The organism is Acinetobacter sp. AG3, assembly GCF_022343575.1.
Classification (GTDB): Bacteria; Pseudomonadota; Gammaproteobacteria; order Pseudomonadales; family Moraxellaceae; genus Acinetobacter; species Acinetobacter guillouiae.
The window spans coordinates 544,907-568,555 of the sequence record NZ_JAKQZD010000001.1 but is presented as its reverse complement, the minus strand read 5'-3'; the positions used below and the strand labels follow the sequence as shown (position 1 = coordinate 568,555).

Sequence of the window (23,649 nt, the reverse complement as noted above, 5' to 3'; positions counted from 1 at the left end):
TTCTTTATTGAATAAAATTAAATACATATAAAAAAATAAACTTTACTTAGAATTAGAAGTGATAAAGTTATCTATAAAACAGCATAACTCATTTTCAATTCACAAGATTTTTAGTCATATTGTCATGCAGGATGATTAAAGCATGTTAATATCTTTGCCATGGGCAATGAGTTGCTGGAACAATGTCGAATTTCAATAAAAAACTCTTTAAACGCTTAAAACTCAATCACGCTTATGGTCAACTTATTGCGTTAATTTTCGTGCCAATTATGATTTTGGCATGTGTTGGAACAGCACTGGTTCTTTCTGAAACATCAGCTGCGGCCAAGTCTAAACAGCGCTTCCAAGCCATCGCGATATTGAGCCGTTACCAATATACTGCTGAGCAACTCACCGCAGTCATGGAACAAGATCCAATTCAACACGCCAAAGCTGAAAGCATTTTACAAAAAATGTTTAACGAAAAGCATTTACTCAGCGCAGCGATTTTAGATGAAAATAATGTTAATCATTTAAGTGTAGGCTACCAAAATCAACGTGCTTGGCCAAAAATTCCAAAATCAGGCACTTTCTTTGGACCAATTCAAAATAAGTACAACAATATTTATGGGATTAAACTAAACCCCACCAAATCTGCTGAAAATATGTGGTTGGTGATTGAACTTGATAATCAACCTTTAGAAATTTCACATTATCGTGTCATGATCGTATTGATTACGACTGCCTTATTAACGCTCTTGTTGCTTCTATTGTGTCTAAACTTCTATTCAAGACGCTGGATTGCACCGATGTACGAAATTCGGATGCAATTGCAACGCTTAAATGCAGATACGCTTGATCAACATATGGTGATCAACAGTACTGGGGAACTGCGCTTATTACAGCGTGATATTGCCAATGTGGTGAAACGGCTACATTTCAGCTTCCTTGAGCTAAAAGAACATACGGAACAAACAGAAGATGACTTACGTCGTACATTAGACACCTTAGAAGTCCAAAACATTACCTATAAACAAGCCCGTGATCAGGCGATTTCATCCAATCAGGCGAAGTCGGTCTTCCTTGCCAATATCAGTCATGAATTACGTACCCCATTAAATAGTATTGATGGCTTTATTCATTTGATGTTGCGCCAAGACAATTTAAGCAATGATCAAAGTTTATATTTACAGACCATCCGTAAGTCTTCTGCACATTTATTGGCATTGATTAATGATGTACTCGATTTCTCGAAAATTGATGCAGGTAAATTAGAACTCGAAACCGCACCTTTTGATCTTGAAGAAGCAATTTTCGATGTGATGGATATGCTCTCGCCATTGGCAGCGCAAAAGCATATCGAGATGGCATTCTATTTTGCAGACAATGTGCCTAAACATGTCATTGGCGATGCCTTACGCTTTAAACAGGTGCTGACCAATCTTATTTCCAATGCGATTAAATTCACCCCTGATGGTGAAATTATTGTTCGTGCGCGGATGGAACACGATGATATCGGGCAATGTTTGCTGCACTTTAGTGTACAAGACAGTGGTATTGGTTTAAGTGGTACCGATCGTAAACGACTATTTGAATCATTCTCTCAAGGTGATGCTTCTGTCACTCGCCAATTCGGTGGTACAGGACTCGGTTTAGCCATTTCCAAGCAACTTGTACATTTGATGCATGGTCAAATTGGCTTTGAAGATAACCAAGAACGCGCACCCACAGAAAAAGGTTCAACCTTCTGGTTTACCGCTATGTTAACGGTAAATGAAGATGAAGAAATTGTTCATCCATCATTTAAAAACTTAAATGTGGTGTCTTTCTTGGCACACCCTGCAACCGCCAACGTATTGCGTCATTACTTAGAAGACTATCAAGTTCAGCACACCGAAGCACAATCGATTTTAGATCTGTTTAGCCGACTAAATAGCTTAGAAAAAAATACTGAAAATACATGGTTGATCGTTGATCACAGTGGAGATACCGAAGCCTTACTTAAAGAAATTCGTGGTCGTTATCAAGGTCATTTGGCGGTATATGGCTATCAAATGTCACTTGATCCAAATATGTTGACTGAATATAAAGCGCGTCCATTGTATCAACCACTGAGCCGTAGTTCAGTGATTCAACTATTAAGTAATCAGCCTGTTTTTGAACAAGAACATCATAAAGACTTTAAAGGGCAAGATTTACACGTTTTAGCAGTAGATGATCATTTACCGAATTTGATCGTACTAGAAGCGCTATTAGGCGAGCTAAATGTAAAAACCACCAAAGCTCTCAGTGGTCAAGAAGCCTTAACCATTATTCAACAAGGGGTTGAACAAGGCGCAAAACCATTTGATCTTATCTTTATGGATATTCAAATGCCAGTCATGTCTGGGATAGATACCACACGGGCAATTCGCTCGCTGGAATCTACCTTAGATGGTATGCGAATGCCGATTATTGCATTGACAGCTCACGCATTGGCTGATGAGAAGCAAAAACTACTCAAAGTGGGTATGGATGACTATGTAACCAAGCCGATCCAGATTGAACAAATTATTCAAATTCTCACCAATTGGACAAGCGATAAATTTATTCAACATCAACAGCCTATCGAAAATACAGTATATATCGAGGCGCTGGATGCTTATATTCTAGATTGGAAACAAAGCCTTGCTTTAGCAGCCAATAAAGAAGATCTTGCACAAGATTTGTTAAAAATGCTAGTCGACAGCTTCCCAACAGAGCTGGCTGAAATTGAGCAACTCATTGAGCTTGAGGACTTCCCACAATTAGAACATGTCTTACATCGCTTATATGGTGCTACCCGTTATGTCGGTACACCAAAATTGCAACGTATTACAGGTGATTTTGAACAATTCATTTCCATGCTACGTAAAGAGCGTCGCAAAGCAGATGAAGCATTTATCCAAGACGTGATGAAACGCTTTGATGAGCTTCAATTGGCGATTCATGAAGTTGAAACAGCTGCACAGCAGATTTTACCCGTTTCATAAATACAGTGCAGTTCTAGCCGATTCAGCGCTATAAACGCTTTTCTTATCGCGTTTTAAGCTGTTTTTAAATCCGCAGGATAAAACCCAAATTGACTCTAAGTTTTATCCTGCGTATGGTTTCTATTATTTCTTTAAAACAGCATGAATTAGAACAATCATTTTATTGCAATCATCTTTTTAAAGATCCAATAAAATGATACAAGTCACTATTGCAATCCTGTTTTGGCTTTACTACCCAATTGGCACATCAACACAGTTTCGGTGACTCTACTGTCATGTAACTATTCAATTCACATGCTATGCTGATGACCAAGGAAAAAATGAGTCAAGATCATGGCACTACTACATATAGAAAAAAACAATGGTATCGCAATAGTTTCATTAAATCGTCCAGATAAACGCAATGCCATGAGTTTTGCTTTACTCCGTGAACTGGTAAGCGCCGCACAACAGATTAAAAAAGACCGCAGTATTCGTGTGGTGATTCTGACGGGTGAAGCCAATGTATTTAGTGCAGGTATTGACCTTGCTGACTTAAATAGCCCTAAAAATACAGCTTTTGCTGCTTGGGAACTGATTAAACCCGGTCAAAGCCTATTCCAAAAAGCATTTTTAATCTGGCAAGAACTACCTGTCCCTGTCATTGCAGCAATTGAAGGTTTCTGCTTTGGTGCTGGGATGCAACTTGCATTGGCTGCAGATATTCGTATTGCACACCCAGAGACTAAAATGTCAATCATGGAAAGCCGTTGGGGGCTTGTGCCTGACATGGGCTTAACCCGTTCAATCAAGGGCGTGATTGGTATTGATTTAGCCAAAGAGCTTACCCTCACTGCACGTATTTTTGATGGCAATTATGCCAAAGACATTGGTTTGGTGACGCATGTAGACGACTCACCGTTGGCAAAAGCTCAAGCCATTGCAGAGGAGATGCTACAACGCTCGCCAGATGCGCTGATGGCTGCTAAACGTGTTTTAGATGCGATGGAACATCAACCTCAGAAATCTTTACGTTTAGAGAAGATTTGGCAGTTAAAATTACTCTTGGGTAAAAATAGTCAAATTGCACGTAAAAAGGATAAAAATCCTGAGTTAAAATTTTTACCGCGCCAATATAAATAATCTAAAACTATTATTGAAAGCTTTTTGAGTTATACAATGAATTTTGATCGTAACAGTAAAATTGCATTTTTAGGGATGGGATTAATGGGCAGCCGTATGGCAACCCGATTAATCCAAGCAGGCTTGCATGTTGCTGTCTGGAACAGAACCGCATCTGCTTGTGACGCCCTTATTGATCTAGGCGCTCACCCATTACAGCTTGAGAATATTGCAGAATATCCGATTATTCTCAGCTGCCTTGCTGATGATAACGCTGTACAGCTGGTTTATGAGCACATTGAACCCTATTTACAAGCCAAGCAAGTGATTGTGGATTTCTCCAGTTTATCTGTGGATAAAACCAAGCAACTGGCGGAAAGCGCAACAACAAAACAGGTGATTTGGATTGACTCACCTGTTTCAGGTGGAACAGCAGGCGCTGAAAATGGCACGCTGGTTATTTTTGCTGGGGGCAATGCTGAGGTGATCCAAGCACTGAGCCTTGTTTACAATATCCTGTCACAGCGTGTCACACGTATGGGTGAAACAGGTACTGGACAAGCCACTAAAATCTGTAACCAACTTATCGTTGCTGCCAATAGCACCTTGATCGCGGAAGCTGTTGCGCTTGCCAGTAAAGCAGGTGTAGATACAACCCTATTGGCGCCGGCTTTGGCTGGTGGTTTTGCCGACTCAAAACCTTTCCAAATTTTAGCCCCACGCATGGCAACACATACTTTTGAGCCAGTACAATGGAAAGTACAAACGCTTTCTAAAGACTTAAATAATGCCATTCAACTTGCACAAAAATTTGATTTAGAAATCCCTGTGGCTCAACGTGCACTTGGGCAATTACAAAGCCATCAAAACAACGGATTTGCTGAGTCGGATTTAGCCACAGTCATTCATCAAGTAGAAAATAAATCGGGTTAAAATACACGGAACTACACATAAATAAGTTGAAAAATAATCTATTGCCTACTACATTGAAGATGAGAGTCCCAATATAGCAAGGAGCGTTCTTATGACTAAACTCGCAGTAAACCTATCTTTGATTTTTACTGAAGTGCCGCTCATTGAACGCTTTGCTTTGGCACATCTTCATGGCTTCCACAATGTAGAAATTCAATTTCCGTATGAATTAAGCATTGAAGAGATTCAAGCGCAACTTGAACAATATGACCTCAGCCTTTGCCTGATCAACGTTCCCGCCGGTGACTTGATGCAAGGTGGAAACGGACTTGCTGGTGTGCCTGGTCAAGAACTGGCATTTCATCAAGCCTTGGAACTTGCAATTGAATATGCAGAAGCGCTCAATGTTCCAAACGTCAATATTTTGGCAGGTAAACAACCACAAGATGCCGACTTACTCCCCTGTTTAAACACCTTAGCAAACAATTTAAAACTGGCTTGTCATCTGCTCTCTAATCGTGATATTCAGCCTGTATTTGAAATGATCAATGGTACAGACATGCCACGTTTCTTGGTTCAAAATATTGCACAAGGCCAAGAAATGTTAGAAGCAGTACAGCATCCTGCATTAAAAATGCAATTTGACTGTTACCACATGGCGATGATGGGCGAAGATGTACTGGCAGCCTTACAAGAAAATATTGATTGGATTGGGCATATCCAATTTGCAGACTGCCCTGGACGTCATGAACCAGATACCGCACAAATTGATTATTCTGCAATTTTTTCATGGTTAAAACAAAGCGCCTATACGGGCTTTATTGCAGCAGAATACAAGCCACAATCGCATTCAAATCAGTCATTTGCATGGAAAGAAAAATATTTTTCCAACAACCATAGCTATTAAATAGGTGTTTACTTAGGCAAACGGTTGCATTGTATAATTTGTATTTTTTAGACAAAAGCGCTATATTAGAAGATGAGATATTTTCTGGAAAATATACCTTATATGAATTTAGAACCATCGCCCAGCGCTTCTAATTCTCACGAACTTGCAATGAACACTCAAAATCAAGACGTACAGACTTGTTTAAAAGTCGTACAAGAAGCTCTACTTGATGTAAAAGCCAAAGATATTATTCAACTTGATGTCAGCGCTATTAGCAACGTTTCAGATGCAATTGTCATCGCGAGCGGGACATCAACACGCCATGTTAAAGCACTTGCTGACAATGTCGCTGAAGAAGCACGTAAAGCAGGCTTTCGCCCAATTGGTGTTGAAGGTGAACGAGACGCTGAATGGATCCTTATCGATTTAGGATTTGTAGTCGTACATGTGATGCTACCAACAGCACGTAAATTTTATGATCTGGAAAGTTTATGGCGTGCGACACCTGAAAGTGTTGCCTAACTTTTAATACAGAACTTAAATATGAAAAAAGCGACTTTATGTCGCTTTTTTTAGTGCTTGGCTTTTTTCAAAGCTTTTAAGTACTCAATTTTTTAACGACTTAATTGAGTATGCATTACGCAGTTTACAAATCAGTTTAAATACTAAGAATGCAACGCCAAAACTCCACACAAAATTTACCGCAATCCCAATACTTTGATCGATAACACTGGCTTTGTTGGCTAAATTAATCACGGGGTTATCTGTCAAAGAAACAGCCAGTGTGCCCCATGCTCCACAAATACCATGTACCACAACAACTTCACGAATATGCTTAGAATCAATCCAATAGGTCAATAAACGGGGTAAATAGATTGTGAATAATCCTGAAACCAAACCAATAATCAATGCCGATGACAAATTCACTAAACCACAACTTGCCGTGATCGCCACCAAGCCACCCAAAGCACCTTTAATCATTTCAACCCATGAAATAATTTTATTGTTGAGTACCAAGGAAAAAATCAAAGGTGCAATCATTGCCCCAAAGAGTGCAGCAAAGGCATTGACGACAATGACTCCAATATCCGCATAGAGTGCTGAGATATAAACTACATTTAGACCTGACCATGCCAGCCAAAGAATAAAGCCTGCCAATGCCAAAGATAAGATTTTATAATCTTCAAAGATTAAGTCTTTTTTTAAGATTTCTTGTCGGTCTTGAGGTTTTAAAGTTAAGTAGCCCGCCAAAACAATCCATGCTGCGGTGGAATGCACCACTGTTGAACCCGCGAAATCAATAAATCCTAACTCTTTTAACCAGCCTTTACCGAATAAGATATTTCCCCAAGTCCAGCTACTAAAGAAAGGAAAGATCACACCTGCGATCATTAAACCAGTTATCCAGTTGACAAATAAGGGAACTTTACTCGGAATCACTCGCCCAACCACAGTGGTGATTGTGGTGGCCATTAGGGTATAAAAAAATAATAAATTCCAATGCCAGCCATGCAGCATGCCATTCATATATTTTTCGGAGCTGGCATCTCCTGCAAGAAGAATTTTTGCGCAGAAGAAACCAAAAATAAGCGTTCCTAAAACTGCTGAAACATAATTGACCAATAATGCGGAAATTGACTTATAGGTATTTTCATATCCGCCTTCAACTACAGCAAAACCAGCTTGCATCAGAATGACAAATATTCCACCAAAGAATAAAAGCTCGTAGTTGGTAATGAGATTAAAAGCAGCAAGATCACTTTCTAAACTTGAAGCAAAACTAAAATTTGGATAAAAAAATATGATGCAAATTAAGCTGATGAAGTATTTAAATCGCACTATATAATTAATCCTAACCTATCGCTTTTTCATCGCTTTAAATTCACAATAATTAGTATTTTCGCTACTTAATTATCATTTAATTTATCAAGTATAGAGAATTTCATGGAGAAATAAACTAATTTTTATGTAAAAAATATAGCTTACAAAGTACACACGACGAGCAAGATTGTTTGATCGTGATCGAGTACTATTTATTTTTATTTAAAGATAAGCAGCTTACATTTAACTGGTTTTATTAAACAATGCCGATTTGCAATACAGGTGGCTTGATGTTGAAAATTTCAACACTTAGATGTATAGATGCCACACTCTAATATGGAATAACGTTGTTGCAATTTATGTGTTATGCAGAATGAAAACGTCTATACAATCTTTAATTAACCATGTTGAATAATTTGAATCTGTGGAAATGCAAAGCCCTTACAGGATAATTCAGAACGCCATGCCACCGTCAGCATAACTCGGCTCAGCTGGAGATTTTGATAGGCAAAACTGCCCAATAACGGATGCGTAGAGATCCCACCATCATTCATCATATGCACTCCAGTATTTAGCTCATTTAGACTCAAACGAATCCCTAAGCCTGATGCTTTTAAAATCGCCTCTTTTGTGGTCCACACCTTAAACCAAAAAGTAGGATCAAAGTCTAACGCTTGCCAAGCCTGATATTCTTGGGGATGAAAAGCATGTTTAGCTAAAGCCTCAAAGCGCACCTTTCGATCTAAGTCCTCAACATCCACACCCAAATCTTGGATCTGCTGGCTACTCGCCAAAGCATAATGGTGCTGGCTATGTGAATGATTCACGTGAAACTTTGGATAATCAATTAAATAGGGTTTACCAAAATCTGTTTTTTCAAAAGAGTGGTTACTAATTTCAACTGAAAAAATATCGGACAATAATTGGTTTCTATATTGATAAATCGCCTGTTTCAGTTCTTGGATCTGCCCCTTTCGATCGCTCGAATGGTAACTCGGAAGAATATTTTGAATAGAATTAACATCCAATTGAATAATACGATTCACAATCCATTCCCAAACATTTTTCATTATCTTAAATCAAAAAAACCCAAAGATCACTTTGGGTTTTGGTGTGTTCAACGCTAAATTTAGCTTCTAAATTTCTTTTCAGCCTTTTTAAATTTCTGTACATAACGACGACGACGTGCTGCAACACGCTCATCAATTTGAGATTTACGGCCTTCAAATGGATTTTCAGCTGTTTTAAAGTCAACGCGAACTGGTGTACCTTCAAGGTTATACACTTTACGGAAGACATTTTCTAAATAACGACGATAGTCCGCAGGCGTCTTATCCACCTTATTGCCATGAATCACAATCGTTGGTGGGTTTTGTCCACCCATGTGGGCATAACGCATCTTAATACGTTTACCACTGATCATTGGCGGTTGATGTGCTTCAGTTGCATCATTCAAAATCTGAGTTAATTTTGCAGGTGAAACTTTTAAGTGTGATGAATCATAAGCACGGTGAATGGTTGGATACATCTCACCTACACCTGTTCCATGCAAAGCAGAAATCAAATGTACTTTTGCCCAAGGAATAAAGTCAAAACGACGATCAACATCCAATTTACATTGTTTGCGATCATACTCTGTCATGTTGTCCCATTTGTTAATGGCGATCACCATGGCACGACCAGCTTCAAGTGCATAACCGATCAAATGTAGATCTTGTTCAACCACACCTTCACGTGCATCTAAAACTACCACGATGACATGTGCATCTTTAATCGCTTGTAGCGTTTTAACGATTGAGAATTTCTCAATCATTTCATCAACTTTACCTTTACGACGTACACCAGCAGTGTCGATCAAGGTATATTGACGACCATCACGCTCAAACGGAATATAAATCGAGTCACGGGTTGTACCCGGTTGGTCAAATGCAACAACGCGATCTTCACCTAACAAACGGTTAACCAAAGTAGATTTACCGACATTTGGGCGACCAATAATTGCTAAGCGTAAACCTGTTGCCTTATCGTGTTCTTCTGGGTTTTCATCTTCAGGGACATCCACCAAGATATCCTCAAGCATTTGTTGAACACCACGACCATGACTTGCCGCAACTTGTAAGGGTTCACCCATACCAAGTTTATAAAATTCAACTAATGCAGCTTCAGCATGTACACCATCGACTTTGTTGGCAACCAAGTAAACCTTTTTACCAAGTGTACGCAACTCACGGGCAATCTGCTCATCAGAAGCCAATAGACCAGCACGTGCATCGACAACAAAAACAATGATATCGGCTTCATTAATCGCAGTTTTTGATTGCTCTGCCATATATGAGTCGATACCACCTTCATTTTCACCGATACCCCCAGTATCAACGACAATGAACGATTTATTTTCATAAGTTGCATCACCATATTTACGATCTCGGGTAAGACCAGCAAAATCAGCAACGAGTGCATCACGGCTCTTGGTAATCTGGTTGAATAACGTTGATTTGCCGACGTTTGGACGACCAATGAGCGCAATTACGGGTTTCATAAAATAACCTTTATTCAAGATCAGCCAGTATGACTGGTCTGAACATCAGAAATGTATAGGAAGAAGAATAGGAAAAACCTAAAATAAAAACACGGGGTATTGATTTTCAATCACCCCGTGTATGGAATTCATACGGATTGCTCTATTTTAACACAAGACTAAAAAAATAGAGAATCCTAATCGTGTCTGTTGATTAACTGTTAACGACTTTGCCAGATACTCATTGCACCTTTGCGTGTCGAAACATAAACTTGATTATCAATCACTCTCAACGTACGTACTTCACCACTGGTTTTAGCACGACCTAACGTTGTTCCTGTATTTGGATCAATTTGATGTAAATAACCATCTAAATCACCCACAACAAGATTTGAACCGAGCAATACAGGATTGCTTAAGTTACGGTTGAGCAGTTGCTCATTTTTCCAAAGCTGCTGACCTGTAATCAAGTCATACGCAATAATTTGACCATCGGTTTGCGATACGATGACTTTACCATCGGTCACTTCTGGACGGTTGATACTGCTTGAATTTTCACTCCACAAAACACGTTGTGAAGCCAAATCTAGAACAGTGACTTGACCTTGGAAACTCGTTGTAACCACATATTGTCCTGAAACAACAGGCTCACTGTCCACATCAATCAAACGCTGAATATCAGAACGACCTTCAGATACTGCAACACGACGTTGCAAACGCGGCACACCTGCAAGGCTATCTATTGCAAAAATATAGCCAGTAGAAGTGCCGATAAGCACAGTACGTGGATCTAGACTAACTGGAGTAGCTTGACCTCTTAAGCTAAATGAAGCGCTTGGTAATTTATAAGTCCACGCTTGCTGACCTGTCGCAACATCTAAGGCATAAACCGTACCGTCATTTGCAACCACAATCACACGACCAGATTGAATCAAAGCAGAACTGATAATTGCACCCGACAATTGCGCAGACCATTTGGTCGCACCCGTTGCTTGGTCTAATGCAAAAACATGGCCTTTTTGATTACCAACAATCACCACACCATCTGCTGCTTCAACACCAGAACTTAAGCCGTCTTTAGTAACTTTAGCATTCCATAAGCGCTGTTTGCCTTTATAGGCAGCCACTTCGCCTTTTGGATCTAAGGCAAACACAACACCATTGTCTGTATCTAAACGTAGACGTAATGCATCTTCACTACTGGTCGAAGAGACACTGGTCGAAAATACTTGAACCAAGCTCGAAGCTTGTGCAACTTTAGGCAGTGGATTAGGCTTAATCTTCACTTCTTTCGTCTTATTACTTGAACAGCCGATTAAAGCGATTGATAAGATTGCTAAAGCAAAAGGTATTTTAAAATTTCTATCCATTAAGACTCATCCACTTGTGTTGCTAAGATTGGGCGTTCAAGATCAGGATCTTCTACTAATACGCCAACACTTTCGAGTTTAATTTGTAAAATTTGACGTTCTTGTTTACGCTCAACGACCGCATTCCATGCTGCTTGATACGATTTTTTTGCATTTTCAGTGTCATTTTTTGCCACATAAATATCACCTTTTAACTCATCAGCACTTGCCTGAAAAGCAGGATCATTCACAGCTGACAAGGTTTTCAAGGCTTCATCAAACTTCTTTTGCGCCAATTGTGCATCAGCAAGTTTGATTTTTACAACTTGTAACAAACCAGCGTCTTTAATTTTAGAATTTTCAACTTTTTTCAGTTCACGCTCAGCCAATGCATAGTCATTTTTATCATAGGCAACTTTTGCCATGACAATTTGAGCTTGAATTGCATGAACAGAATCTGGATTGTCTTTGACAATTTTATCTGCTGACGCGACTAAGGCAGCAGTGACTTTAGCATCACCATTGGCTGCTCGCGCCTCATCCATCAATTGCTGAACTTTGGCTGTTTCATTTTGATTTTCAGCCAAAGTTTTCTTTTGCCAATATTCCCAACCGAAAAAGGCAATCAATGCAATGAGGACACCTGTCACCATAGCCGAGCCATATTTCTTAAAAAATGACTTCACACTATCCAGTTGCTCATCATCAGTCATTGCACTCATTTGACTCCCCTTTTCCTTATGATTATCGGCTTATTTTGACGAAAATTTTTCAATGAAAAAAGGCACAATTTCAGTGGCCTTAATTTCATATTGTTCTGCTGTCGCAAGTTCTTTGACTAAAACTTGCTGCGCTACAGCCTCACGCCCACCAAAGATCAAAGCATAGATGGCACCCGATTGGTCTGCCTTCTTCATTTGACTCTTCATTGAACCCTGTGAACCTGTTTTCAAACGAATTGTACTATTTACAGCTTCAAGTTGATCACGAATTTGTTCAGCCAATACCAAAGCCTGACCTTGTGTTGCAGGATCTGACAGCAAGAATAACTCACATTCACGCACAGGTGTATTGTCTTCAACTTGTTCAAGAAGCAATAATAAACGTTCCATGCCCATGGCAAAACCAACTGCTGGTACAGATTGATCAGGCTTACCTTTCAGCTGTCCAACCAAACCATCATAACGACCACCCGCACACACCGTTCCTTGAGAACCTAAATGTGTCGTTGTCCATTCAAAAACAGTTTTGTTGTAATAGTCTAAACCACGGACTAGTTTTTGATTGATGACAAACTCAATACCTGCATCAGTTAGATACTGTTGCAATTGAGCAAAATGATTCAAACTGTCTTCTTTTAAGAAATCATGCAACTTAGGGGCATTTACAAGAATTTGCTGAGTTCGTGCATCTTTCGAATCTAAAATTCGCAATGGATTGGTGGTTAAACGACGTTGCGAATCTTCATCCAAATCAGCGTGATGCGCTGTAAGAAATTCAACCAATGCAGCACGATACTCTGCACGTTCATCAGACTCGCCCAAGGTATTTAGCTCAAGTTGAACTTTATCTGCAACACCCATGCGTTTCCATAAACGCGCAGTCATGAGAATCAGTTCAGCATCTTGATCAGGTGTCGCTACACCAAAAGTTTCTACACCAAATTGGTGAAACTGGCGATAACGACCTTTTTGTGGTTTTTCATAGCGGAACATTGGGCCAACATACCAAACACGTGGATTTGCACCACGGAGTAAGTTATGTTCCAACATTGCACGTACACAACCTGCTGTGCCTTCTGGACGCAAAGTTAAAGATTCAGGTGGATTACCCTTATCAAAGAAAGTGTACATTTCTTTTTCAACGATATCAGTTGCATCACCAATTGAACGCTTAAACAGATTGGTATGTTCAACCACCGGCAAACGGATTTGCTGATAACCGTATGCATCCATAAGCGATGCTAAATGCTGCTCAAGACGTCTCCACGCAGGTGTTTGCGATGGGAGAAAGTCATTAAAACCTTTAATTGCGACAATTGAACTCATGATGAACTACGAATAATCTCTTTAGCTTTAGCTTTTTCAAGCTCTTGAACACGTTGACGAACCATGCTTTCGATTTCATCAACCAACTGATTTGTATCTATTAAGTGACTCTTTTCGCCATTACGATACACGAGTGAGCGCGGACTTGCACCGACTATACCAATATCAGCTTCTTTTGCTTCACCCGGACCGTTGACTTTACAACCAATGACAGACACATCCATTGGTGTACGAATATCTTCTAAACGCTCCTCTAAAGCCTGCATCACTTTGATCACGTTAAATTCCTGACGTGAACAGCTTGGACAAGCAATAAAGTTAATCCCATTTGAACGAAGGCTTAGGGATTTTAAAATATCAAAACCAATTTTTACTTCTTCTTCAGGCTCAGCCGCCAATGAAATACGCATGGTGTCACCAATGCCATCCAACAGCAAACCACCTAAAGCAATCGCAGATTTCACTGAACCCGTACGATAAATCCCTGCTTCGGTTACACCTAAATGTAATGGATTATCAATTTGTGCAGATAATAAACGATAAGCATCCATTGTTAAAAATACATTTGATGCTTTTACTGAAATTTTAAACTCATGGAAGTTTAAACGATCCAATATGTCGATATGACGCATTGCAGATTCAAGTAATGCCTGACCTGTCGGCTCACCATATTTCTTTTGGATATCTTTTTCTAAAGATCCAGCATTGACACCAATACGCATAGAAATATCGTGATGACGTGCAGCAGCAACCACTTCACGAATCTTGGCTTCAGAACCAATATTCCCGGGGTTGATCCGCAAACAGTCTGCACCCATGTCTGCAACTTTCAATGCGATTTTATAATCGAAATGAATATCTGCAACCAATGGTACCGTGACACGTTTACGAATTTCACCAAAAGCTTCAGCAGCTTCCATAGTCGGTACCGATACCCGCATAATGTCCGCACCAACATCTGCACAGCGTTGAATCTGCGCAACTGTTGCATCGACATCACAGGTTTCAGTATTGGTCATACTTTGAATACTGATCGGTGCATCACCACCGACATACACTGAACCTACACGTATTTTACGTGTAGGACGGCGCTTGATTGGATTCTCAATCATGATCTTATCTACTCTTGCCCATTAACGTGACAAACGGAATTCTGCTTTTCCGTTCACTGTATATGGAGACAATGAAATCTGTTCATTATTAAGGCTTAATGACACAGCAGTTGCATCATCGAGACGAATTTGGAATGGTGATTGGCCATTAACGGTTAAAGCAGCCGACTGGCGACCAGTCGCCAAAACTTTTCCTGTACTATCTACAATATGTACAGAAGTTGGATGACTGAAATTCAATACCATTTGATCACCTGAAGTCGCAGTTGCATTGTTTAAATTCAACACTTCTACTTCTGAGGCTTGTGGTTTGGCATCGACATCAGCGCTTTTACCCGATGTCATTTTTTGAATTCCAGCAATCACAGCCCAAATCACCGCAAGCGCAACAATGGCAATTAAAATTCGCTTTAACCATTTTTTATTACGATCACTGTTTGATCCAGGCAATTTCCCCATAATCTTGATTGGGGAGTTGTTCAATGCATGGTTTGGCAAAAGCCCAGTATCATTTTGATAAATTTCATCAAAGCGTTGAATGATTACCGTTGCATCAACACCTAGAAACTTGGCATATGAACGATAATAACCTTTAATAAAGGTTGCTTCTGGCAAAGACTTATATTCATCTTGTTCCAATGCTTGTAAGGTTTTTACAGGCATTTTTAGTTCGTTTGCAACATCTTGAATGTCTAGGTTTTTGGAGACTCGAATTTGACGCAAATACTCACCTGGACGTTGAACATTTCCTAAGCCATTAGATGCTACGTTTGAACCTGTAGGTTGCTGTGAATTAGGATTTACTTCCATACGGCCTCAGTACTGTACTGTAATTGCAGATAACGTTGATATTCTTTACTGTCCGGGAACAATGCACGCAGTTGGTTGACCAACACTTGCATTCCCATCTGATCATTATTGGCACGTGCAATACGTAAACCAATCCAAAGCGCTCTCGCACCCTGTTTGTCCTGACCTACTAAACGAACATATTGCTCATAGAGTTGACTTGCTTGCGCACTTTTTTGTTGCAAATAGAAAATTTCTGATAACTCTACCAAAGAAATAATCGAATCGCGATTGACTTGTAAAGCTTGTTTGAATGCTTTTTCAGCATTTACCACATCACCGATTTTTAAGTAAACCCGACCTAAATTTTCTAAAGCCTTGTAACGTTGATCATAGCCAAGCGCAGCACCAGCTATACTCAATTGTTCAATCGCGTCATTATAGCGCTCAGTAACAAATAAATATGTTCCATAATTATTACGAGCTTGTGCATTTTTTGAGTCACTGGAAATTGCACGCTTAAAATAGCCGTCTGCTTTTTCCATACTAATCTTACTGCCTTCTTGTTGCAGTAAGACACCCATCATCATATTTGCCGCAGAATCACGTGAATCAGTTTCTAAAGCTTGGTCTAGTGCGCGTTTTGCAGCATCTAAATCACCTGTACGAATATATTCAGCAGCAAGCTGAGTACGTACTTTAACGGCTTTTTCAGGATCTTTTTTTATTATTGTGTCTGAATTTGTCGTTTGACAACCCTGTACGACCAATGCAGATAAACCAATTGCCAATATTACAACTGCTTTTTGATACATCGATTTTCTCAAAGTCAGCCCCTGATTATTTGTTGATATAAATGTATGTCTACAAATCTTTAAGCTTATGAACGAATAATCTCACCACGTTCAGCAACTTTCTTTTTCCACTGCTCTGCACGACGGGTACGATCTGCCACTTGCCCGACCAATTGCCCACATGCTGCATCAATATCATCACCACGTGTCTGACGAATCGTACACACAAAACCTGCATCAGACAAAGTTTTTTGGAAAGAAATAATACGATTTCGACTTGAACGGCCATACGGCGCATGCGGAAATGGATTAAATGGAATTAAATTAATTTTACTTGGTAAGTTTTTCAGTAACTTAATCATTTGTTGTGCATGTTCAGGATGATCATTCACCCCTTCCAACATCACATATTCAATAGTGACATGTTTACGAGAGCTTTCATTACCATCTTTGGCAATATAGCGCTGACATGCAGCAATCAATTGTGCTAATGGATATTTTTTATTAATCGGCACCAATTCATTACGTAACTCATCATTTGGCGCATGTAAAGAAATCGCCAAAGCCACATCTATATCTTGTGCCAATTGGTCGATTTTCGGTACAACACCTGATGTTGATAATGTAACACGACGTTTAGACATGCCATAAGCAAAGTCATCTAACATGATATTCATTGAGCTTAATACAGCATCATAGTTGAGTAATGGCTCACCCATTCCCATCATCACCACATTGGTCACCGAGCGCTCACGTTCAGCAACAGGTACTTCTTCCATATAAGAATAGTTGGCCACCCATAACTGTCCAATGATCTCGTCAGGGGTTAAATCACGCTGAAAGCCTTGCTTTCCTGTTGAACAGAATGAGCAATCTAAAGCACAACCCACTTGTGATGAAATACACAGTGTTTTACGTGAACCTGTTTTATCTTCTGCTGGAATCAATACCGTTTCAACCAAAGAGCCCGCACCATCACCCACACGGAATACCCACTTACGGGTTCCATCTTTCGAATAGTTACGATGCACCACTTCTGGTGCTTTGATTTCACAAATTCTTTCTAGTTTTTCACGCAACTTTCCTGAAATATTGGTCATTTCAGCAAAATCAGTGATAAAAAATTGATGCATCCATTTCATTACCTGCCCAGCACGGAATTTTTTCTCGCCGATTTCTTCGAAGAATTTTTCCAATTGCGGACGTGACATGCCAAGTAAATTCACTTTCTGCACATTTGCAGTCTGAATACGATCAGCCTGTGCAGATTTTGATGATGCAGGCTGCTGTTCATCTAGATTTAACGATGAAGCGACAACTTCAGAATTCATGGGGATTACCTAAATCATGCCGTAGTAATAAAACATATTGACCAATATTTAGCCAAATAAAGCAACAAAAATAAAAAAACCAGACAAGTAGTATATCACCTATCTGGTTTCGGGTCTGTTATCAATTCATAAATCGGAGATTTATTCGTGTAGAAAAAGAGACCCTAGATACGTCGAATTAACGAGTACGTGGGCAAACTTCAGTTTGAGCGAAGAAGTAATTTACTTCACGGTCAGCAGATGCAACTGAGTCAGAACCATGCGCAGCATTTTCATCGATGCTTACAGCGAAATCTGCACGGATTGTACCAGGAGCAGCTTCTTTAGGGTTTGTAGCACCAAGAATTTCACGGTGAGCAAGAACTGCGTTTTCACCTTCAAGAACAGATACTACAACTGGACCAGAAGTCATGAATGCAACAAGGTCACCAAAGAAACCACGTTCTTTATGCTCAGCATAGAAACCTTCAGCTTCTGCTTTAGAAAGGTGTTTCATTTTAGTCGCAACGATTTTAAGACCAGCTTTTTCGAAACGAGCAAAGATGTCACCAATGTGGTTTTTAGCAACTGCATCTGGTTTTACGATAGATAAAGTACGTTCAATAGCCATGAGTGGCTCCTTTAGTCAAATTGACACGAAAATTTGGGCGCATTATACCGAATAATGAACAATTTTCTGCTTTTAATCTGTAAAAAATTTGGATTTTTCGATGCGCTGTGACGTTTAGCATCATTCAGCAACATCTCAAGCCATTAATTCGCTTCATCAATCCATGCCATTTGAATGGCTTCTAACAGACCTTCAGTCGATTTGGTTGGATCATCACTAAATTCTGGCAATGCACAAATCCATGCATGCATATCGGTAAAACGCACCCATTGTGGATCCACATCTGGATGCGCTTCACTGAGTTCAATCGCGATATCAATTGTATCTGTCCAACGTAAGCCCATATCAGGTCTTCCTTTGCTCAATTTAATTCTGCTACTGTATCAAATCTCAATTCATTCAGAAATAAATCATTCTAGACATTTACAAGATTCACCACGGATTCAAGCGTTTAATTTACAAAACGGATGAATCAAGCAATTATTCAAAATTAAAACCTTGATGATCAAAATCATCAGATTCTTTAAAAATAAAATTACAGACCAGCAGTAAGTAAACCATCATAACATCACTCCTAAATATGGTGCGCTTAACACAATCAAACTCGCGACACTTGCACCAATCAGTGCGCCAACAATGACATCGCTTGGATAATGCAGGCCTAAAACCATCCGAGATAACGCCACAAGAATGGTAAAAGGCATCATAATGAACAACATAACCGGTTGAATATAGCCAAACACAATTGTGACCATGACCGCATGTAACGTATGACCTGACGGAAAGCTAAAATGATCCAATGGTCGTTCACCCAGAATAATGACTTGATGAACTTGATAAGGTCGTGGTCGCACTGTTTTATGTTTTAAGAACTTATAAATTCCTGTTCCTAAAAGTCCCATAACAACAACATAAAGAAGTTGCAGACCATAGATCCAGCTCTTTTGTAGCCAAATCAGAACCAACATTGCGCACCAGAAAGGACCATCTCCCAAACGGCTCACAGTTTTAAAGAACGTCGCAATACTTTGGGTATGCGATAAATTATTGAGATATAAACAACCTCTAAGGTCGAGATCGAGCATTTTTATTTTGGTATTTTTAAAATTCATTTTCCACTCTCCTCTCATTATTTGAGATGAACTAGGTCAGTCGTTTTGCATACTGCGTTACCTGGTATAGTGCTTCTTCGAATTGTTGTACGGGATGTTGCCATCCGATGCTTTGCACATCATGCATCGCTTGTTGCCCGAAACGTTTGAGTGTGCTGTTATCTGGCATATCTAATACATGTTGAGTGAATTGCTTGATGTCTCCAATTGGACATAACCAGCCATTCTGCGCATGTCTGCCATGAAGTTGAGCGCAGGCATAGTCATAAGCAATAATCGGTAAACCACTCGCCATCGCTTCGATAACGACATTCCCAAAGGTTTCTACCTGACTTGCAAAAACAAAAACATTTGCACTCGCATAGGCTTCAGCAAGTTGTGTGCCAGTTAGACTGCCCATAAAAATCACATGTTCAGCACCCGGCATTTTTTCTAAACGACCACGATCTGGACCATGCCCTACCAGCACCAACTTTACTTTTCGTTGTGCTTGTTGCCGCAGTTCAGAATAGGCATCAATCACCACATTGACTTCTTTTTCAGAAGACAAACGCCCAACATAGATCAAGACTGTGGTGTCTTCATCTGCACCCCACTGTTGTCTCAACTGTTCAGAGTAGCGTTGTGATGAAAAGCGTTCTGTATCAATTCCTCGCCCAACCACAACCAATGGACAGGTCACACCAAACTCACGTAATGCCTGTTCTGTATCACGGCTTGGCACACAAGTCAGTTGCGTTGCGTTATGGAACCATCGCAAATAACTTTGAATCGGTTTGACCAAGAACGCTAAATCAAAAAAGCGGCTAAACTCTTGGAATTGTGAATGAAAACCACTTGATACCGGAATTCGTCGTGTCTTTGCCGCATGCAGCGCAGTAAAGCCTAAAGGCCCTTCAGTCACGATATGTACCACATCAGGTAAAAATGCCGAAATCGCTTGAGAGACTTTTAGAAATTGGGGCCAGCCAAACTTCATGTCTGGATATTTCGGAATTGATTGCCCAGTCACCAAGCACTCTTTATTCGGGCTAAAGTCTTGACATTGGGTCTTTTGTGCAGGGCGAATTAGTAATATTTTATGGCCTTGGTTCTGCAAGCCTTTACACAGTTGCATTAAAGACAAAGCAACACCATTGATTTCTGGTGGCCATGTTTCAGTCACGATTGCAATTTTTAGTCGAGGTCGGGATAAGTCACGAATAAGATGGTCTTTATTCGTATCGATTTTTTTCTTGTTTGGATTAAAATAAAATTTAAAGTTATCGGGAAAATCTTGTTGTTTAAATTGCAAGGTGTTCGCGTACGGTTTATTCATACGATACCTAATCTCTTCATTTTTGAATAGATTAGGCTAAGTTTTTGACATTTTAATGATTATTTAATGACAGTTTTTTGACCATTATCAGTTTTCACCAGAAATACGATTTAACAAACCATTTTGAACTTGATAAAGCTGTCCATTACCAAAATCAATTTGTTGTTTTTCACCATGTAAACTTGGGAAACCAACAATTTTTTCAAGTTGCGGAGAACGTTGAAATTGTTGTGTTTTTGGATTGTACATCCAGTAAATATAGCGTTTATCATCGACTGTACGACCTTGTGACAAGTCCGACACAATGACATCATAATAACCATCAAAATTGATATCCATATAGCCAATACTGTTTGGATAACCAGTAAAACCTGTCAAGCTCTGTACCACTGTATTGTTGGTTTTATTTAACACATCAACACGTTTTAAGGTTTTTCCATAAGGGCTATTGGCATCATCTTGAGCATAAAATTTAAAGATAAAAACGGGTTTATTGCTGACTTTAAAAGCAGGCTCAAACTGTATCGACTGCCAAGCTGTATTTGGTTTCTTTAACAATGATGCTTTAAACACGCCTGTATTTGCATTTAATAGGCCAGTTAATTGATCACTACCATTTGCCAAAGGATCTGATTGAGCAGTGATCGACTTTAAATCCAACTGATCAGCTTTTTGTGTCCCTTTAAAATCTGTTGTTGTGCCGTCCATTAAATCCGTCAGCACACCATGCGGATGGGCAATCCCCGCATAAAGGTTCATAAAGTATCGACCTTCACTCGACTTAAGCATACGTTGCATCGATACGCGTACACCACTCAACGGTTTTAGCGCAGTGTTGCTCGAAGTGGACTGCGTTTCAGCAAAACTAAAGCATGAAATAGACAAAGTCGTCATTGCGATGAGAAGTTTAGATTTCATGCTTGAATACCACGTTTAACCAGAATCAATAATGTGTAATTTATCACAAAATAAATTTTTATTAGTTAAAAATTGCTACCCTAAAGATGATTTTAAAAAGTGCGATTTAAACGCGACCAATTGGCTGTTTGGCAACATGACCTTTTTTCTTTAACTCCTCAATATACTTTAATTCATTACGCGCTTTTGCGTCCGAGGGATCAACCTTTAAAACCTTATTAAAATATTGAGTAGCTTCATCCAGTTGATTTAATTCAATCAAACTCACCCCTAAACTGCGTCTTACGCTCTGTTGAATCGCCAATCTTTTTTCTTCAGGCTCAAGCAAATACAGATGCTGTTCAGCAGCTTTATAGCTTTGCAATGAGGCTTGCCACTGTTTTTGTGCTTGCTGAATAAAGCCTGCCTCTTTTAAATACACACTATTAAAAGGTGATAGTGTTAAAGCACTTTGTAACATTACTTGAGCATTCTTTAAATCATTCAGTTCAATAAAGGCATAAGCGGCTTGAAAATATAAGTCCGCCCAACAACTTGAAAAAACTCGAATATTTTTTTGCTTTCCTATATCAAGCATCAGGTATAGCAAGGTTTCAGCAGTGCCATTGGCTGCATAGAGAGTATCGTGGCTATTGTTTTGGTATTTTTCAAAATACTGAATTGCAGTCTGTAATGCTGCGATGGCCTGTTGTGGATGCCCCGCATTTAAAGACTGCTTGGCTTTTTCTAAAGCATTGTACGCAATCTTTTCATCGAGTACTTTATTTTGGGTATTTTGAACTTGATCATAATTCTGCCTAGATTTTTGCATAGAATCATCTACGCTCGCATTCTGCGCATATACGGGATATATAGCACTACAGCCAAACATACTAATGCTGACTAAATATGTTTTTAATGTCATGTTATTTTCTGCTTTATTATTAACTTTAGCTAAAATATAACATAAAAAAGCCCACTCAAAAGAGTGGGCTTTGATAAAAACTAAAAATTAGTTCTTTTCTTTATCTACGATTTTGTTGGCTTGAATCCAAGGCATCATCGCGCGTAATTTACCGCCAGTCACTTCAATACCGTGAGCTGCGTTTTGACGGCGACGAGCTGTCATAGATGGATAGTTCAATGCACCCTCTTGGATGAACATTTTCGCATATTCACCTGATTGGATACGTTTAAGTGCATTACGCATCGCTTCACGTGATTGCTCGTTGATCACTTCAACGCCAGTCACATATTCACCGTATTCAGCATTGTTAGATACTGAATAGTTCATGTCCGCAATACCGCCTTCAAACATTAAATCAACGATTAATTTAAGTTCGTGCAAGCATTCGAAATAAGCCATTTCAGGTGCATAACCCGCTTCAACAAGCGTTTCATAACCCATTTTAACCAATTCTACAGCACCACCACAAAGTACTGCTTGCTCACCAAATAAGTCAGTTTCAGTTTCTTCACGGAATGAAGTTTCGATGATACCTGTACGACCACCACCTACACCTGAAGCGTAAGAAAGTGCAACGTTACGTGCATTACCAGAAGCATCTTGATGAATCGCGATAAGATCAGGTACACCTGAACCACGTTGGAATTCTGAACGTACAGTATGACCTGGTGCTTTTGGTGCAACCATGATCACGTCTAAATCTTTACGTGGAACAACTTGGTTATAAAGTACAGCGAAACCATGTGCAAATGCTAAAGTCGCACCTTCTTTGATGTTTGGTTCGATCACGTCACGATAAAGCTGTGATTGAAACTCATCTGGTGTCAAGATCATCACTAAATCAGCTTGAGCAACAGCAGCTGGAACTTCAGCAACTTTAAGGCCTGCATTTTCAGCTTTTTTCCAAGAAGTAGAACCAGCACGTAAACCAACAGTAACGTCTACACCTGAGTCTTGAAGGTTTTGCGCGTGAGCATGACCTTGTGAACCATAACCAATGATCGCTACTTTTTTACCTTGGATGATAGATAAGTCGCAGTCTTTATCATAAAAAATTTGCATTGCTGTCTCCGCTAAAATGCTGTGTTTCC

The 23,649-nt window shown here is 39.6% G+C and carries 22 protein-coding genes; 5 read left to right on the top strand and 17 right to left on the bottom strand.

What is annotated here, in order from left to right:
• The first annotated feature begins 182 nt into the window (after nt 1-182).
• The 5 genes from L3V46_RS02675 to rsfS all read left to right on the top strand — a co-directional run bounded on the left by L3V46_RS02675 (nt 183) and on the right by rsfS (nt 6,414).
• Nucleotides 183-2,990 carry an ATP-binding protein gene (locus L3V46_RS02675; protein ID WP_034612366.1) on the top strand — a complete coding sequence of 936 codons (2,808 nt, stop codon included), beginning with the start codon at nt 183-185 and terminating at the stop codon, nt 2,988-2,990.
• A gap of 333 nt (nt 2,991-3,323) precedes the next feature.
• Nucleotides 3,324-4,112: a crotonase/enoyl-CoA hydratase family protein gene (locus L3V46_RS02670; RefSeq protein WP_239044857.1), complete on the top strand. Its 789-nt coding sequence runs from the start codon at nt 3,324-3,326 to the stop codon at nt 4,110-4,112.
• 36 nt (nt 4,113-4,148) lie between these two features.
• Nucleotides 4,149-5,024 carry an NAD(P)-dependent oxidoreductase gene (locus L3V46_RS02665; RefSeq protein WP_239044856.1) on the top strand — a complete coding sequence of 292 codons (876 nt, stop codon included), beginning with the start codon at nt 4,149-4,151 and terminating at the stop codon, nt 5,022-5,024.
• 91 nt (nt 5,025-5,115) lie between these two features.
• Nucleotides 5,116-5,910, top strand: coding sequence for a TIM barrel protein (locus L3V46_RS02660; protein WP_004725901.1), 795 nt, complete (start codon nt 5,116-5,118; stop codon nt 5,908-5,910).
• A 102-nt stretch (nt 5,911-6,012) separates the two neighbouring features.
• Complete coding sequence (gene rsfS, locus L3V46_RS02655) at nt 6,013-6,414, top strand: ribosome silencing factor (RefSeq protein WP_016539395.1); 402 nt, start codon at nt 6,013-6,015, stop codon at nt 6,412-6,414.
• Between the two features lie 84 nt (nt 6,415-6,498).
• On the opposite strand, the gene L3V46_RS02650 is transcribed toward rsfS, so the two are convergent.
• From L3V46_RS02650 to ilvC, 17 genes are all read right to left on the bottom strand, one after another.
• Complete coding sequence (locus L3V46_RS02650) at nt 6,499-7,731, bottom strand: ammonium transporter (protein ID WP_239044855.1); 1,233 nt, start codon at nt 7,729-7,731, stop codon at nt 6,499-6,501.
• A 380-nt stretch (nt 7,732-8,111) separates the two neighbouring features.
• Entirely contained in the window at nt 8,112-8,783 is a 672-nt protein-coding gene (locus tag L3V46_RS02645; protein ID WP_239044854.1) for a 4'-phosphopantetheinyl transferase superfamily protein, read from the bottom strand.
• Between the two features lie 59 nt (nt 8,784-8,842).
• Nucleotides 8,843-10,252, bottom strand: coding sequence for a ribosome biogenesis GTPase Der (gene der / locus L3V46_RS02640; protein WP_004725892.1), 1,410 nt, complete (start codon nt 10,250-10,252; stop codon nt 8,843-8,845).
• Nucleotides 10,253-10,452: 200 nt separating this feature from the next.
• Entirely contained in the window at nt 10,453-11,601 is a 1,149-nt protein-coding gene (gene bamB / locus L3V46_RS02635) for an outer membrane protein assembly factor BamB (RefSeq protein ID WP_004725891.1), read from the bottom strand.
• Nucleotides 11,601-12,302: a tetratricopeptide repeat protein gene (locus L3V46_RS02630; protein WP_004816992.1), complete on the bottom strand. Its 702-nt coding sequence runs from the start codon at nt 12,300-12,302 to the stop codon at nt 11,601-11,603. Before L3V46_RS02630 ends, bamB begins: the two co-directional genes overlap by 1 nt.
• A 30-nt stretch (nt 12,303-12,332) precedes the next feature.
• The gene (hisS, locus tag L3V46_RS02625; protein ID WP_239044853.1) at nt 12,333-13,628 is read right to left on the bottom strand and encodes a histidine--tRNA ligase; all 1,296 of its coding nucleotides are present in this window, start codon (nt 13,626-13,628) and stop codon (nt 12,333-12,335) included.
• A complete protein-coding gene (ispG, locus tag L3V46_RS02620; RefSeq protein WP_004725885.1) occupies nt 13,625-14,740 on the bottom strand; it encodes a flavodoxin-dependent (E)-4-hydroxy-3-methylbut-2-enyl-diphosphate synthase in 1,116 nt (371 codons plus the stop codon). Before ispG ends, hisS begins: the two co-directional genes overlap by 4 nt.
• 21 nt (nt 14,741-14,761) lie before the next feature.
• Nucleotides 14,762-15,550, bottom strand: coding sequence for a helix-turn-helix domain-containing protein (locus L3V46_RS02615; RefSeq protein ID WP_004816988.1), 789 nt, complete (start codon nt 15,548-15,550; stop codon nt 14,762-14,764).
• On the bottom strand, nt 15,541-16,344 hold the full coding sequence (gene pilW / locus L3V46_RS02610) for a type IV pilus biogenesis/stability protein PilW (RefSeq protein WP_239044852.1): 804 nt from the start codon (nt 16,342-16,344) through the stop codon (nt 15,541-15,543). Before pilW ends, L3V46_RS02615 begins: the two co-directional genes overlap by 10 nt.
• A 65-nt stretch (nt 16,345-16,409) precedes the next feature.
• Entirely contained in the window at nt 16,410-17,654 is a 1,245-nt protein-coding gene (gene rlmN, locus L3V46_RS02605) for a 23S rRNA (adenine(2503)-C(2))-methyltransferase RlmN (protein ID WP_209828006.1), read from the bottom strand.
• A gap of 178 nt (nt 17,655-17,832) precedes the next feature.
• A complete protein-coding gene (gene ndk / locus L3V46_RS02600; RefSeq protein WP_004725878.1) occupies nt 17,833-18,264 on the bottom strand; it encodes a nucleoside-diphosphate kinase in 432 nt (143 codons plus the stop codon).
• A 143-nt stretch (nt 18,265-18,407) separates the two neighbouring features.
• On the bottom strand, nt 18,408-18,608 hold the full coding sequence (gene iscX / locus L3V46_RS02595) for a Fe-S cluster assembly protein IscX (protein WP_004725877.1): 201 nt from the start codon (nt 18,606-18,608) through the stop codon (nt 18,408-18,410).
• 216 nt (nt 18,609-18,824) lie between these two features.
• Nucleotides 18,825-19,376: a phosphatase PAP2 family protein gene (locus L3V46_RS02590; protein WP_004725875.1), complete on the bottom strand. Its 552-nt coding sequence runs from the start codon at nt 19,374-19,376 to the stop codon at nt 18,825-18,827.
• Nucleotides 19,377-19,407: 31 nt separating this feature from the next.
• Nucleotides 19,408-20,694: a glycosyltransferase family 1 protein gene (locus tag L3V46_RS02585; protein ID WP_239044851.1), complete on the bottom strand. Its 1,287-nt coding sequence runs from the start codon at nt 20,692-20,694 to the stop codon at nt 19,408-19,410.
• Nucleotides 20,695-20,781: 87 nt separating this feature from the next.
• Nucleotides 20,782-21,612, bottom strand: a complete 831-nt coding sequence (locus L3V46_RS02580) for a hypothetical protein (RefSeq protein ID WP_239044850.1) — start codon at nt 21,610-21,612, stop codon at nt 20,782-20,784.
• Nucleotides 21,613-21,718: 106 nt separating this feature from the next.
• Nucleotides 21,719-22,516, bottom strand: coding sequence for a tetratricopeptide repeat protein (locus L3V46_RS02575; RefSeq protein ID WP_239044849.1), 798 nt, complete (start codon nt 22,514-22,516; stop codon nt 21,719-21,721).
• A gap of 87 nt (nt 22,517-22,603) precedes the next feature.
• The gene (ilvC, locus tag L3V46_RS02570; RefSeq protein WP_004725869.1) at nt 22,604-23,620 is read right to left on the bottom strand and encodes a ketol-acid reductoisomerase; all 1,017 of its coding nucleotides are present in this window, start codon (nt 23,618-23,620) and stop codon (nt 22,604-22,606) included.
• Nucleotides 23,621-23,649: the final 29 nt, after the last annotated feature.

Coding starts and splice junctions, on each gene's coding strand:
- L3V46_RS02675 (WP_034612366.1), top strand. CDS start 183: ATGTCGAATTTCAATAAAAAACTCTTTAAACGCTTAAAACTCAATCAC.
- L3V46_RS02670 (WP_239044857.1), top strand. CDS start 3,324: ATGGCACTACTACATATAGAAAAAAACAATGGTATCGCAATAGTTTCA.
- L3V46_RS02665 (WP_239044856.1), top strand. CDS start 4,149: ATGAATTTTGATCGTAACAGTAAAATTGCATTTTTAGGGATGGGATTA.
- L3V46_RS02660 (WP_004725901.1), top strand. CDS start 5,116: ATGACTAAACTCGCAGTAAACCTATCTTTGATTTTTACTGAAGTGCCG.
- rsfS (WP_016539395.1), top strand. CDS start 6,013: ATGAATTTAGAACCATCGCCCAGCGCTTCTAATTCTCACGAACTTGCA.
- L3V46_RS02645 (WP_239044854.1), bottom strand. CDS start 8,783: ATGAAAAATGTTTGGGAATGGATTGTGAATCGTATTATTCAATTGGAT.
- der (WP_004725892.1), bottom strand. CDS start 10,252: ATGAAACCCGTAATTGCGCTCATTGGTCGTCCAAACGTCGGCAAATCA.
- bamB (WP_004725891.1), bottom strand. CDS start 11,601: ATGGATAGAAATTTTAAAATACCTTTTGCTTTAGCAATCTTATCAATC.
- L3V46_RS02630 (WP_004816992.1), bottom strand. CDS start 12,302: ATGAGTGCAATGACTGATGATGAGCAACTGGATAGTGTGAAGTCATTT.
- hisS (WP_239044853.1), bottom strand. CDS start 13,628: ATGAGTTCAATTGTCGCAATTAAAGGTTTTAATGACTTTCTCCCATCG.
- ispG (WP_004725885.1), bottom strand. CDS start 14,740: ATGATTGAGAATCCAATCAAGCGCCGTCCTACACGTAAAATACGTGTA.
- L3V46_RS02615 (WP_004816988.1), bottom strand. CDS start 15,550: ATGGAAGTAAATCCTAATTCACAGCAACCTACAGGTTCAAACGTAGCA.
- pilW (WP_239044852.1), bottom strand. CDS start 16,344: ATGTATCAAAAAGCAGTTGTAATATTGGCAATTGGTTTATCTGCATTG.
- rlmN (WP_209828006.1), bottom strand. CDS start 17,654: ATGAATTCTGAAGTTGTCGCTTCATCGTTAAATCTAGATGAACAGCAG.
- ndk (WP_004725878.1), bottom strand. CDS start 18,264: ATGGCTATTGAACGTACTTTATCTATCGTAAAACCAGATGCAGTTGCT.
- iscX (WP_004725877.1), bottom strand. CDS start 18,608: ATGGGCTTACGTTGGACAGATACAATTGATATCGCGATTGAACTCAGT.
- L3V46_RS02590 (WP_004725875.1), bottom strand. CDS start 19,376: ATGAATTTTAAAAATACCAAAATAAAAATGCTCGATCTCGACCTTAGA.
- L3V46_RS02585 (WP_239044851.1), bottom strand. CDS start 20,694: ATGAATAAACCGTACGCGAACACCTTGCAATTTAAACAACAAGATTTT.
- L3V46_RS02580 (WP_239044850.1), bottom strand. CDS start 21,612: ATGAAATCTAAACTTCTCATCGCAATGACGACTTTGTCTATTTCATGC.
- L3V46_RS02575 (WP_239044849.1), bottom strand. CDS start 22,516: ATGACATTAAAAACATATTTAGTCAGCATTAGTATGTTTGGCTGTAGT.
- ilvC (WP_004725869.1), bottom strand. CDS start 23,620: ATGCAAATTTTTTATGATAAAGACTGCGACTTATCTATCATCCAAGGT.